The sequence below is a fragment of the Streptomyces sp. NPDC001315 genome, from assembly GCF_042896175.1.
Classification (GTDB): Bacteria; Actinomycetota; Actinomycetes; order Streptomycetales; family Streptomycetaceae; genus Streptomyces.
Genome location: NZ_JBIAWZ010000011.1, coordinates 135,211 through 145,699, shown reverse-complemented (window position 1 = coordinate 145,699; position 10,489 = coordinate 135,211). Strand labels below are relative to the sequence as shown.

The following is a 10,489-nucleotide window of genomic DNA, read 5'->3' as shown; positions in this document are numbered from 1 at the left end:
AATTTCGATAGATTTCCATCGTAACTCGATGGAAGGATGGGTCGTGGGAAAGCTGACAGTGCGTGCGCTGCGCGCCGTGCTCGTGGTGGTGCTCGCCGGGACCGTGTTCGTACAGGTAGGGATGGTGTGGGCGTTGGCCACCGACCCGGAGGACGGGTCGCTTCCGCTGACCCCGCTGCGTGTGATCACGATCCTGGGCATGGTGTCGGTCCAGGTCGCCCTGGTCTGCGTAGGGCGGCTGGTGACGATGGCGCGACGCGGAACCGTGTTCTCCCACGCCGCCTTCCGGTACGTGGACGGCGTGATCGGCGCGATCGTGGCGGCTGCCCTGTTGTGGTTCGCGGTCACGGCCATCAATGCGCCGGGCCAGCGGGACGACCCGGGCGTCACCGTCATCATGGGCGGGGTTGGCGTGGCCATCCTGGGGGTCGCGCTCATCGTGCTCGTGCTGCGGATGCTGCTCGCCCAGGCCGTCGCGCGCGACGTCGAAGCGGCGCAGATGCAGGCCGAGTTGGACGAGGTGATCTGATGCCCATCGTCGTCGACATCGACGTGATGCTGGCCAGGCGGAAGATGTCCGTGGGCGAACTCGCGGACCGGGTGGGGATCACGCCCGCCAACCTGGCGGTACTCAAGAACGGCCGCGCCAAGGCGGTACGCTTCGCGACGCTCGCCGCGCTCTGCGAGGTGCTCAAGTGCCAGCCGGGCGACCTGCTGCGCTGGGAGGCCGAGGACGCCGCCAGCGGATGACGTGCCCTGGAGCGAGCGTGAAAACGCCTGACACCACCGGCCCGTGACACGGGCACGTGGCGCACGTGGACCGCATGGACATGGATCGCCGATCACCCGCAGCACCGTCCCGACCTCGTTGGGTAGATTCCGGTCGACCTGCACCACACTGTCCCTGTCGACGATCGCGACCTGCGCATGTTCAGCAGATAGGCATGGTGCTCGTCGAACTGGCCGGTCAATGCCAGGACGAGGGCTTCCCGCTTGGCCTTCGCCTTGCCCTGGGCGAGCTCCGCGAGTTGCTGCGGATCTCGTACTCCGGCGACCAGCGCATCGTGCATCATGCGCCCGGAGAGGCCGAAGATGTTCTTGACGATCGACGGCAGTTTGATGGGTCTTCGAATTTAGGCGGTGCGGAGGTGTCCGCGGGCTCGGCAGGTGATGACGCAGCGTGTGCGTAGACGTTGGTTGACGCCGTTGCCGCGGCCGTAACGCTCGCAACTCGCGGGCGTTGTTGACCGTGGGGATAATGAAGCGTGCTAACCGCCCCCAGACGCCGGGCCGCTCCAGCGAGTGGCCGGACCGGAAGGAGCGGCATGAGACAGCGCAGACTGGTCACCTTGGGCGCGGCGCTGTGTACGGCCGCAGCACTGGGCCTGGCAGTGCCAGATGTCGCCGCAGCGGTACCCGATCAGTGTTCCTACCTCTCACCGACGTCTCGGCCCACGCTTACGTACGGTGACAACGGCGCGGCGGTCAAGCAGGCGCAATGCCTGAGCAACGCGTGGGGAGGCCAGCCGCCCAAGCTCGCCCTCGACGGGGCCTTCGACTCGGTCATGCTGAAGAAGATCGAGTGGATCCAGGGCTGCCACGGACTGCCGCCAAGCGGCGTCATCGAGGGCCGCACCTGGCAAGTGCTTTACCACCCGGCCCTGGACTGCTACGACCCCTATCCATCCTGAGCAACCGATGACCAGCCCGTCCCGGACGAGCGAGCACATCGCGAGCCTGGTGAGAGCCCTGTGTCAACAGGCGACGCACGAACGCCGCCGCCCTGGGGCCGTCCTGGGCTGACGCAATCTCGCCATCAGCGCCACCTCGCCGGAATAGCAGCCTCGCCGCCGGCCTCCGGCACAAGGCCCGCGACGCCGGCCGACCGCTCGCCCTCCTCGGACTCGCATGATCATGAAACGGACGTCACGCGAGTACCTATGGAATGACAGCCGCTTACGGTCTTCCGTTTCGGATTTTGCGCCGTACCACTTGGTCACTTCTGCAGGTTCAGCTGCCAGGAGACGCCGAAGCGGTCGTTCACCCAGCCGAATTTGGCGCTGAAGCCGTACGAGCCCAGCGGCATGAGCTCCGTGCCCTGTTCAGCGAGGGCACCATAGAGGCGGTCGAGCTCGGCCTCGGTGTCGCACTCGACGAACAGCGACACCGCCGGGGTGAACCCGAAGGCGTGCTTGACGTAGCTGTCGATGCACATGAACCGCTGTCCGGCGAGCGAGAACGTGGCGCGCTGGACCGTGCCCGCCTCGCCTGGGCCGTCGGCGCCGTAGCGGGAGATTTCGACGACCTCGGCGTCCTCGAACAGCGACATGTAGAAGGTCAGCGCCTCCTCCGCCCTGCCCTCGAACATGAGGAACGTAGTGATCTTCTGTGGCATCGAGGCCATGGTGCTGCCCTCCAGGTACAGGCTTCAGTCTTTCGAGGACGAGGCTAAGACCTGCCTGTGACACCGGCCCCACGGACACCGCCAGCCGCCACCATCCGTTGTACCGAGTGATCCCGGGCGCTGTCATGCGGCAAATCCGACGTTCCACTCGCCCTGCCTCCGCGGAGATCTCCGCCCGGAACCGTCCCACCGGCTCAGCCGCCCACCGCTGCGGCGGTCGGGGCTCTTCAAGACCGCAGCGAGCATCGGCTCGGTCGGTCTCCAGGTCATGGGCGCGGCATTGACCGTTCACTCCTGTGCCTGCTGCTGGTGGCGCGCCCGGCAGGGGCGCCTGCTGCCCGCGGTGTCACTCCTGAAGCAGGCGCGCGCCCGGCGCCGGCGTGAAGAGCAGCAGGTGGAGGCCGTGGGGGAAGGGCGGGCGTTGCGCTCTGCTGATCCGGTGCTGCCTAGGTGGTGGCTGCGGTCATGCGGTGTACGTGCTGCGCCGTCTCGCGTGCCTCCCGCTCCGCCTGGGCGAGGGCGTCGGCGGCGGATCGGCTGTGTTCCTCGGCCTCCTGCTCCTCGTTGTCGGCTTGCTGGTACTCCTCGCGCGCCTGCTGCATTTACTCCTCGGCGGCGGACATCCGTCGGCGGGCCTGCTCAGTGCGTTCGCGCGCCCGCTGCAGCTCGGCGTCGACGTCCGCTTGCCGTGCGCGCTCTTCACGAAGGCGCTGCTCGGCCGCCTCGGCTGCCTCCTTCGCCTGGGCAAGCTGCTGGCGGGGGCGGCGCCGCTCGGCGAGTTCGTCCTTGGAGGCCCGCGCCCCGGGCGGGGGCGCCGGGTGTCCCCGGGTGCCTGGCCGCTCAGCCGCGGGTGGGGTACCGGGGCGGAATTCCAATGGCGGGGTGAGGGCGTTGACCAGGCGGCCGCCGCCCACTGGTCGGCTGCGTCCGGATCGGCGAGCACGGCGCGCAGGGTCGCTTCGAGGTCCTGCTGGGCCGACGCCGAGAGCCGGTGCCCGGCATCGCGGGCGAGCTGGGCGGCCTGCCGTGACAGGGCGGTGACGACACGGCGGCGCTGCGCGGAGAGATCTTTGAGTCCGTCGGCGTCCAGGGCGTGGTAGGCCTCGCGCAGCGCCCGTCCCAGTTCCAGGAACTGCCGGCTTTCCTCCGGCTGGGAGCGCAGCAGGAGGTTCGCCGCCCAGGCGGCGAGGGTGGGACGGCGGGCGGCATGCAACCGGCGGGCATCGTCCACCCGGCCGGCTGTTTTCGCGGCGGCGGCCAGCGTCTCCCGGCGTGCGACGAAGTCGGACGGCGGCGTGATGTAGAGCTCGTCGAGAAAGGCCTCCACGTCGTGCCCTCCGCCGCCCCGGCGGCCTTTGCGCGCGTTCAGCGTCTCCACACCTCCGGCCCGCCCTCATGCCACTCGGTCCATCCCGACTCCACGACATCCAGCTCGCGCCCGGTCAGGACCGCCGACGCCGTAGTGCATGCCGGTGCCAGGGCACCGCAGTCAGGTTTCAGCTCTCCAGAGGTCCCGGCCACCGCACACGCCCGGACGGCCGCACATGTCCGCCGTTCGGGCGCAAGGCCGCGCAAGGCCCCACGCCGAGCGGGCCGGCGGGCGCTGAAGCAAGTAACCCAGCCGCGGGGCGGGTCCTGTGGGCCCAGTGCTCGCACGCTGCGTTTCCACCGGCTGGGCGAGGGGACTCGCGGTGCGTGGTGGCGTACGGTGCGGAACAGCGGGTGAGGCTGCCAGCGCTGCGGGCGGGCTGGCTGACGCAGACGTTCGTCCACTGGTCGTTCCCGGTGGAGGCGGTCCAGGCGCTGGTGCCCGAGCCTCTGGTCGTGGACGAGTACCGGGGCGCGGCCTGGGTGGGGCTCACGCCGTTCGTGATGGCGGACGTACGCCTGCCCGGCGTACCGGCCGGGACGCGCGGGCTGCCCACGTTCCCGGAGACCAACCTGAGGACCTATGTGCGGCACCCGAGCGGCCGGGACGGGCTGTGGTTCTTCTCCCTGGAGGTCGCCTGGCCACTGATGCTGGCGGCGCGAGGGATCGGCGCGCCGTGCCACGCCGGCGCCCTCGACGTCACCAGGCGGGAGGAGACCCTCGTCTACTCCGGGCGGAGAGGGGCGGGCGGAGCCTCCTACCGTCTGGTCGTGCGCCCCGGCGTCCCCATCGAGCGGCCGACGGAGCGGGACGTATGGCTGATCTCGCGCTGGCGGGCGTACACGCGTCGGCTCGGCATGCTCTGGGAGACGCCCGTGGAGCACGAACCATGGTCGCTGGCCAGCGCCGGCGTCGAGGTGCTGGAGGAGACGCTCACCGCCTCGGCGGGCCTTCCGGCCCCCTCCGGCGAGCCCGTCGTGCACTTCTCGGAAGGAGTCAGGAATGTGCGGCTGGGAGCCTCACTTCCTGCCCGCCGACGGCCGCCGCTTCCTGAGAGCGGGTCGCTGTGCGGGTCCGCTCCGGCGGGACCCGGCCGATGAAGCGAGGTGGTACCTCGGTCGCGCGCCCCCGCAGGCTGCGCTTCGAGGGCTGGATCGCGGGCCTGGGCACCTCCTCCGGGACCCGCGTCGTGCTCGGCCACTGGCAGCGGTCACCGTTCGGCGCGTTCAGCGACGTGATGCTGGAGCGGGCCGACGGGGAGCGGCTGCTGCTGGCCCCCACGCGGGAGACGGCGGACTTCATCGGCGCCACGTACGTCTTCGACTCCGTGCGCGTCGTGCCGGTGCGGGTCGGCGTCGCGGCCCACACGTGGAGCGTGACGGCGGGCTCACTCGAGTTGCGCTTCGTCACCGCGCGGTGCGGGCCTCTGGGCCTGCTGCTGCGCGCCGTGCCCGGGGCGCTCGCCCGCCGTACGGCGTGGAGCGTGCTCACGGACCGGCCGGCCCGGTGGGTGCTGCCCGGAGTGCGGACCCGTGGAAGTGCCCGTGCGGGCCGCCGCGAGTGGTACGGCGCTCGGGACCTACGGCCGATCCGCCTCGTCTCGGCGTTCTTCGAAGGCGTCGATCTGGGCGTGACGGCGCCCGTCGAACCTCCCGTGCGCTTCGGCTTCGGTTCGGTGCCGAGGAAACCCGCGCTCACCCGAGTCACGACGACGGTGGCTCTGGGACCCGAGTGAGGGATGCCAACCCGGGGGTCCGGGCGGGCCGTCCGGATGAGGGGAGAAGCCTTGGGTAGGACGACAGCGCGGGAATCCGTGGGCGGCACTTCAGGGAAGGGCTGAGGACGGACCGTATCGCCTGTCCCTGCTGTGGCTTCATCACCCTCGCCGAACGCGGAGCGTACGAGATCTGCCGTGTCTGTTTCTGGGAGGACGACGGCCAGGACGAGCACGGCACGGACGCGATCCGGGGCGGCCCGAACTGCGGCCTCGGCCTCCGAGTGGCCCGCCGGCCAAGGACACCGCCACGCTCACGGACGACACGCAGGCAGGCTGAGCGTCACCAGGACGAACGCCGTGCGCGTGTTCCTCACGTGAGAACGGTGCCGGACGTTCATCGTTCGTCGGCGCCGGTCACCCGCCGTACCAGATCCGCCCAGGCGCTCTTCAGGCGTGCGGTGGTGACCTGGTCGTCGGTCCGCAAGTGGTCCAGGGTCTCCAGGTCGACGAAGGCGAGCAGGGCATGGGTGAGCAGGGCGTGGTCGCCCACGACTCCCGCCTCCCGCAGGAGCGACTGGACGTGCCGGCGGAAGGCCCGGCCGTAGTGCGAGGCCTGGCGGCGTTCGCTGGGAACCTGGCGGCCCAGTGCCGGGCCCAGGTCCGTCTGGTCGGCGACCCTCTCGATCAGAGCGCAACCAAACGCGGTCAGCCGGTCCTTCGCCGGTACCCCCGGTCCCAGCGGTGGTGGACCCAGGGTGTACGCCTCGTAGAACTCCGCCTCGACGTCGTCCAGCAAAGCCAGCAGGAGTCCGTTGCGGTCACCGAACCGGCGGAAGAGCGTGCCCTTGCCCACGCCGGCGATCTGCGCGACCTGGTGCATCGTCACGTGCTCGGCGCCCCGCTCGGCCACCAGCCAGGCAGCCGCCTCCAACAGCCGGGCACGGTTGCGGACGGCGTCCGCACGCTCCCCCGTGAGATCGCCCGAAGGCTCGGTCATCCATGACTCCGCGGTACGGCATCGACGTATACGCAACCGTCCTCGATCCGCACCGGATACACCGGGACGGGCCGCGAGGCCGGCGGGTCGAGGGGTTTTCCGCTGCGCAGGTCGAAGCGGGAGCCGTGCAGCCAGCACTCGACCGTGCACCCGTCTACCTCGCCCTCGGAGAGCGAGACGGCACTGTGCGAGCACACGTCGTGGATCGCGAAGAGCTCATCCCCGGTCAGGACCAGGGAGACGGGCACGCCCTCGACCTCGAACCGTCGCGGAACGCCCTCCTCCAGTACGTCGAACCGGCAGAGGTAGGTGTAACCGCTGATGGACATCGAACTCCTCGGATACGTCCAGGGTCGGGGGTTCGACCAGGCTGATCACCCAAGCTAATGACCGGGACCAGTACCGGCACCGGCCTGCAGCCCGAATCACCCTCGGCACATGGTCCTAGGACACCTCGAGGGCAGGTCGGCGCCTGTGCCACCCCGCGTGCCCCTCGTAGACGGCGGCCGCGCGCAGGACGGCGTCGTCGGCGTGGTGCGGCCCGATGACCTGGAGTCCGACGGGCAGACCCTCTTCCGTGAAACCGCAGGGCACGGTGAGGGCCGGATGCCCGGCGTGGCTCGGGGGTTCGGTGAAGCGGTGGAAGTCGTAGACGGGTTCCTTCACCGGCTGCCCGTCGACTGTCACCGGGCCGCCCTCGGGGCCGGGGTGAGGGAAGGCAGCCACCGGCATGGTGGGCGTGAGGAGGAGATCGTACCGGGCGAAGACCGCCGCGAATCCGGCCGCGATCCGGGCGCGCGTCTGCACCGCGACCCGGTAGTAGTCGACGGCGGATACGCCGCGCGCCCGCTGGGCGAACTCGGCGAAGTGCCGTTCGGAGAGGGCGGGGTCGAATCCATGGCCGATGACCATGTCCTCCAGGGCAGCCAGTGCCTGAGGTGCCCAGTAGTCGGAGAAGTACTGGATGGGATCGGGAAGTTCGACGGCCACTTCCTCGACATGTGCGCCGAGTTCCGTCTCGAACGTGCGGGCCGCGCGCTCGACCAGCGCGCTCGTCTTCCGCCGGCACATCCTGCGCAACGCCGCCATCCCGATCGTCACGGTCACCGGAACCCTCGTCGCCGGGCTCGTGGCCGGAACCGTCGTCGTGGAGACCGCCTTCGGCATCGACGGCATCGGCTCCTTCCTCGTCACCAGCGTCCAGGGCAAGGACTACAACGTGGTCATGGCCATCAGCCTGCTGCTGGTCCTGCTGTTCGTCCTGGTCACCACAGTGATCGACAGCCTTCAGCGGGTTCTCGATCCACGCATCCGCGAGCGGAGGCCCGCCTGATGACCGTCACCGCCCCCGCCCTGACCCTGTCCCGCAGGCGCACCCGCCGCCGCTTCGACCCGGTCCTGGCCGCCACGGCCGTCCTCTGCGCGCTCCTGGTCCTGCTCGCCGTACTCGGCCCGTTCCTGGCCCCCTACGACCCCCGCCGGACCGACGTCCTGGCCGCCGACACGGGCCCGTCCGCCACCCACCTCCTGGGCACCGACGCACTGGGCCGCGACATCCTCAGCCGCGCCCTGTCCGGCGCCACTCTCACCCTGCTCGGCCCCGCCGTCGTGGTCCTGGCCGCCACGCTCGGCGGCACCGCCCTCGCCCTGGTCATGGCCTGGTACGGCGGCCGCACCGACACCCTGCTCAGCCGCGTCCTGGACATCCTGCTCGCCTTCCCCAGCCTCCTCTTCGCCATCCTCGCGGTCGGCGTCTTCGGCACCGGCCTCACCGCCCCCGTCGCCGCGCTCAGCCTCGCCTACATCCCCTTCCTCGCCCGGGTGATCCGGTCAGCGGCCGTACGCCGGCGCCACCTGCCCTATGTGGAGGCCTGCCTCATGGCCGGCTTCTCCTCCTGGCGCATCAACGTCCGGCACCTGCTGCCCGCCCTCTGGCCCCTGATCCGCGCCCAGGCGACCATCGCCTTCGCCTCCGCACTGGTCGACCTCGCGGCCATCTCCTTCATCGGCCTCGGCGCCCGGCCACCCGCCACCGACTGGGGCCTGATGATCTCCGAGGGGCGCGCCTCCCTCCTCAACGGCTCCCCCCAGGAAACCCTCGTCGCCGGCGCCCTCATCGTGCTGACCGTGGTGACCGTCAACGTGCTCGGCGAACGGCTCGCCCAGCGAGCGGAGGTGCCCGCATGACGACCCAAGACCCACTGTTGACCGTGGAACACCTCGACATCGACGTGACCGTGGACCATGAAATCCGGCCGATCGTCAGCGACGTCCGCTTCCAGGTCCGCGCCGGCGAAGCCCTCGGCATCGTGGGCGAATCCGGCTCCGGCAAGTCCATGACCGTACGCGCCGTACAACGGCTCCTGGCACCCGGCGTCCGCGTACGCGGCGCGGTCACGTTCGACGGCCGCGACGTCTACAGCTTCGGCCCCCGTGAGCTGCGCGCCTGGCGGGCGTCCGAGATCGCGATGATCCACCAGGACCCCCGAGCCCACATCAACCCCGTCCGGACCGTCGGGGACTTCCTCACCGAGGGCCTGCGCCTACGCGAGGACGTCACCCGGCGCGAGGCGGCGGCCAAGGCCGTCGCCCAACTCGCCGAGGTGGGCATCCCCGACGGCGAACGCCGTATGACCCAGTACCCGCACCAGCTGTCCGGCGGCCTCCTCCAACGCGTCATGATCGCCGCCGCGCTGCTCGCCGAACCCCGCCTGATCGTCGCGGACGAACCCACCACCGCACTCGACGTCACCACCCAGGAAGAGGTCCTGGCCATCCTCGACGAGCAGCGCCGCGAACGCGGCCTGGCCATGATCCTGATCACCCACGACCTGGACCTCGCCACCGCTGTCACGGACAACCTGGCCGTACTGTACGCCGGTTCACTCGCGGAAACCGGTCCGGCGACCACGCTCTACGACAACCCCCTGCACCCCTACACGACGGCCCTGTTGGCCGCCCGTCCCAGCACCACGCAGCGGGGCCGACTCGCGGCGATCCCCGGCCGGCCCAGTGCCGCGTACGAGATCGAGAAGGGGTGCGTGTTCGCCCCGCGCTGTCCGCACGCGCTCGGCCTGTGCCGCGAACAAGCCCCTCCGGCCCTGCAGTTGGACGGACATGACGTGGCCTGCCACCGGGCTCGGGAGCTGCGCGGAACCCTGACATGCGAGGAGATGGCCACCCATGACTGACCTGCTCACCGTGACGGGCCTGCGTAAGAAGTTCGCCGCGCGGGGCGAGGAATTCACCGCTGTCGACGACGTGTCCTTCCGCATTCCCGCAGGCGGATCTCTCGCGGTCGTCGGCCAGTCCGGCTCGGGAAAGACGACCTGCGCCCGGATCATCGCCGGCCTGGAGTCGGCGACCGAGGGCACGGTCGAGTTCGCCGGGGAACACCGCTCCACGGGACGGATCGACCGGGCCGAGCGCAAGCGGCGGGCCCGGCAGGTCCAGATGGTCTTCCAGGACCCCAACTCCTCCCTCGACCCCCGCCAGACGGCCGCCTCGGCGATCGCCGAGGTCCTCGACGAGCACCGAGAAGGCGCCCCGCGCGCCACCGAGGCACAGGTCGCCGAACTCCTCGAACAAGTAGGACTCGACGAGCGCACGGGCCGCTGCCGCCCCCGCGCACTCTCCGGAGGACAGCGCCAACGCGTCGCCATTGCCCGCGCGTTGGCGGCCCGTCCCCAACTCCTCATCCTCGACGAGGCGGTGGCCGCACTCGACGTCAGCGTCCAGGCCCAGGTCCTCAACCTCCTGGACGACCTGCGGCGCGACACGGGCGTTGCGTACCTCTTCGTCTCCCACGACCTGGGTGTCGTACGGCAGATCAGCGACGACTGCGTGGTCATGCACGAGGGCCGGATCGTCGAGTCCGGCCCCACCGCACAGGTCCTCGACCATCCCCAGCGTGACTACACCCGCCGCCTGCTCGACGCTGTGCCACGAGCCGGCTGGAAGCCCGGACGACAGCGGGCCTGAACGTGAGCAGGTCGGCGGGCA

14 protein-coding genes and 2 pseudogenes are annotated in these 10,489 nt (G+C 70.5%); 11 read left to right on the top strand and 5 right to left on the bottom strand.

Annotation, left to right across the window (positions count from 1 at the left end):
* Positions 1-43: 43 nt before the first annotated feature.
* The 4 genes from ACFY16_RS27470 to ACFY16_RS27455 all read left to right on the top strand — a co-directional run bounded on the left by ACFY16_RS27470 (position 44) and on the right by ACFY16_RS27455 (position 1,691).
* Positions 44-529 carry a DUF2975 domain-containing protein gene (locus ACFY16_RS27470; protein ID WP_390649859.1) on the top strand — a complete coding sequence of 162 codons (486 nt, stop codon included), beginning with the start codon at positions 44-46 and terminating at the stop codon, positions 527-529.
* Complete coding sequence (locus tag ACFY16_RS27465; protein ID WP_390649858.1) at positions 529-750, top strand: helix-turn-helix domain-containing protein; 222 nt, start codon at positions 529-531, stop codon at positions 748-750. Before ACFY16_RS27470 ends, ACFY16_RS27465 begins: the two co-directional genes overlap by 1 nt.
* Positions 751-944: 194 nt before the next feature.
* The gene (locus ACFY16_RS27460) at positions 945-1,190 is read left to right on the top strand and encodes a hypothetical protein (RefSeq protein ID WP_390649857.1); all 246 of its coding nucleotides are present in this window, start codon (positions 945-947) and stop codon (positions 1,188-1,190) included.
* 135 nt (positions 1,191-1,325) lie between these two features.
* Positions 1,326-1,691, top strand: coding sequence for a peptidoglycan-binding protein (locus ACFY16_RS27455; protein ID WP_390649856.1), 366 nt, complete (start codon positions 1,326-1,328; stop codon positions 1,689-1,691).
* Positions 1,692-1,996: 305 nt separating this feature from the next.
* Here the strand turns inward: ACFY16_RS27455 and ACFY16_RS27450 are convergent, their stop codons facing one another.
* Positions 1,997-2,395, bottom strand: coding sequence for a VOC family protein (locus ACFY16_RS27450; RefSeq protein WP_390649855.1), 399 nt, complete (start codon positions 2,393-2,395; stop codon positions 1,997-1,999).
* Between the two features lie 455 nt (positions 2,396-2,850).
* Positions 2,851-3,731 (bottom strand): annotated as a pseudogene (locus tag ACFY16_RS27445) (hypothetical protein).
* Positions 3,732-4,126: 395 nt separating this feature from the next.
* Between ACFY16_RS27445 and ACFY16_RS27440 the strand changes: the two are divergent.
* The 3 genes and pseudogenes from ACFY16_RS27440 to ACFY16_RS27430 form a co-directional block, all read left to right on the top strand.
* Positions 4,127-4,873, top strand: coding sequence for a YqjF family protein (locus ACFY16_RS27440; protein WP_390649854.1), 747 nt, complete (start codon positions 4,127-4,129; stop codon positions 4,871-4,873).
* Complete coding sequence (locus ACFY16_RS27435; RefSeq protein ID WP_390649853.1) at positions 4,870-5,508, top strand: hypothetical protein; 639 nt, start codon at positions 4,870-4,872, stop codon at positions 5,506-5,508. The genes ACFY16_RS27440 and ACFY16_RS27435 overlap by 4 nt, the downstream gene beginning before the upstream one ends.
* A 74-nt stretch (positions 5,509-5,582) precedes the next feature.
* Positions 5,583-5,771: pseudogene (locus tag ACFY16_RS27430) on the top strand (CPCC family cysteine-rich protein); the annotation flags it as partial.
* A 113-nt stretch (positions 5,772-5,884) separates the two neighbouring features.
* On the opposite strand, the gene ACFY16_RS27425 reads toward ACFY16_RS27430, so the two are convergent.
* The 3 genes from ACFY16_RS27425 to ACFY16_RS27415 all read right to left on the bottom strand — a co-directional run bounded on the left by ACFY16_RS27425 (position 5,885) and on the right by ACFY16_RS27415 (position 7,576).
* Positions 5,885-6,487, bottom strand: coding sequence for a TetR/AcrR family transcriptional regulator (locus ACFY16_RS27425; RefSeq protein ID WP_390649852.1), 603 nt, complete (start codon positions 6,485-6,487; stop codon positions 5,885-5,887).
* Positions 6,484-6,816 (bottom strand): non-heme iron oxygenase ferredoxin subunit, encoded by a 333-nt coding sequence (locus ACFY16_RS27420; protein WP_390649851.1) that lies wholly within the window; start codon positions 6,814-6,816, stop codon positions 6,484-6,486. Before ACFY16_RS27420 ends, ACFY16_RS27425 begins: the two co-directional genes overlap by 4 nt.
* Before the next feature lie 115 nt (positions 6,817-6,931).
* Entirely contained in the window at positions 6,932-7,576 is a 645-nt protein-coding gene (locus tag ACFY16_RS27415; RefSeq protein ID WP_390649850.1) for an amidase family protein, read from the bottom strand.
* Here ACFY16_RS27415 and ACFY16_RS27410 point away from each other — a divergent pair.
* The 4 genes from ACFY16_RS27410 to ACFY16_RS27395 are packed head-to-tail and all read left to right on the top strand — an operon-like array spanning position 7,512 to position 10,468.
* Positions 7,512-7,820 carry an ABC transporter permease subunit gene (locus ACFY16_RS27410; RefSeq protein WP_390649849.1) on the top strand — a complete coding sequence of 103 codons (309 nt, stop codon included), beginning with the start codon at positions 7,512-7,514 and terminating at the stop codon, positions 7,818-7,820. The genes ACFY16_RS27415 and ACFY16_RS27410 overlap by 65 nt on opposite strands.
* Positions 7,820-8,674 carry an ABC transporter permease gene (locus ACFY16_RS27405; protein WP_390649848.1) on the top strand — a complete coding sequence of 285 codons (855 nt, stop codon included), beginning with the start codon at positions 7,820-7,822 and terminating at the stop codon, positions 8,672-8,674. Before ACFY16_RS27410 ends, ACFY16_RS27405 begins: the two co-directional genes overlap by 1 nt.
* Positions 8,671-9,678 carry an ABC transporter ATP-binding protein gene (locus ACFY16_RS27400; RefSeq protein WP_390649847.1) on the top strand — a complete coding sequence of 336 codons (1,008 nt, stop codon included), beginning with the start codon at positions 8,671-8,673 and terminating at the stop codon, positions 9,676-9,678. The genes ACFY16_RS27405 and ACFY16_RS27400 overlap by 4 nt, the downstream gene beginning before the upstream one ends.
* Positions 9,671-10,468 carry an ABC transporter ATP-binding protein gene (locus ACFY16_RS27395; RefSeq protein WP_390649846.1) on the top strand — a complete coding sequence of 266 codons (798 nt, stop codon included), beginning with the start codon at positions 9,671-9,673 and terminating at the stop codon, positions 10,466-10,468. The genes ACFY16_RS27400 and ACFY16_RS27395 overlap by 8 nt, the downstream gene beginning before the upstream one ends.
* The last annotated feature ends 21 nt before the right edge of the window (positions 10,469-10,489 follow it).

Excerpts from the sequence above, each read along its gene's own strand:
- ACFY16_RS27405 (WP_390649848.1), top strand. The coding sequence starts at position 7,820 with ATGACCGTCACCGCCCCCGCCCTGACCCTGTCCCGCAGGCGCACCCGC.
- ACFY16_RS27400 (WP_390649847.1), top strand. The coding sequence starts at position 8,671 with ATGACGACCCAAGACCCACTGTTGACCGTGGAACACCTCGACATCGAC.
- ACFY16_RS27465 (WP_390649858.1), top strand. The coding sequence starts at position 529 with ATGCCCATCGTCGTCGACATCGACGTGATGCTGGCCAGGCGGAAGATG.
- ACFY16_RS27435 (WP_390649853.1), top strand. The coding sequence starts at position 4,870 with ATGAAGCGAGGTGGTACCTCGGTCGCGCGCCCCCGCAGGCTGCGCTTC.
- ACFY16_RS27420 (WP_390649851.1), bottom strand. The coding sequence starts at position 6,816 with ATGTCCATCAGCGGTTACACCTACCTCTGCCGGTTCGACGTACTGGAG.
- ACFY16_RS27395 (WP_390649846.1), top strand. The coding sequence starts at position 9,671 with ATGACTGACCTGCTCACCGTGACGGGCCTGCGTAAGAAGTTCGCCGCG.
- ACFY16_RS27460 (WP_390649857.1), top strand. The coding sequence starts at position 945 with ATGGTGCTCGTCGAACTGGCCGGTCAATGCCAGGACGAGGGCTTCCCG.
- ACFY16_RS27455 (WP_390649856.1), top strand. The coding sequence starts at position 1,326 with ATGAGACAGCGCAGACTGGTCACCTTGGGCGCGGCGCTGTGTACGGCC.
- ACFY16_RS27450 (WP_390649855.1), bottom strand. The coding sequence starts at position 2,395 with ATGCCACAGAAGATCACTACGTTCCTCATGTTCGAGGGCAGGGCGGAG.
- ACFY16_RS27425 (WP_390649852.1), bottom strand. The coding sequence starts at position 6,487 with ATGACCGAGCCTTCGGGCGATCTCACGGGGGAGCGTGCGGACGCCGTC.
- ACFY16_RS27415 (WP_390649850.1), bottom strand. The coding sequence starts at position 7,576 with ATGGCGGCGTTGCGCAGGATGTGCCGGCGGAAGACGAGCGCGCTGGTC.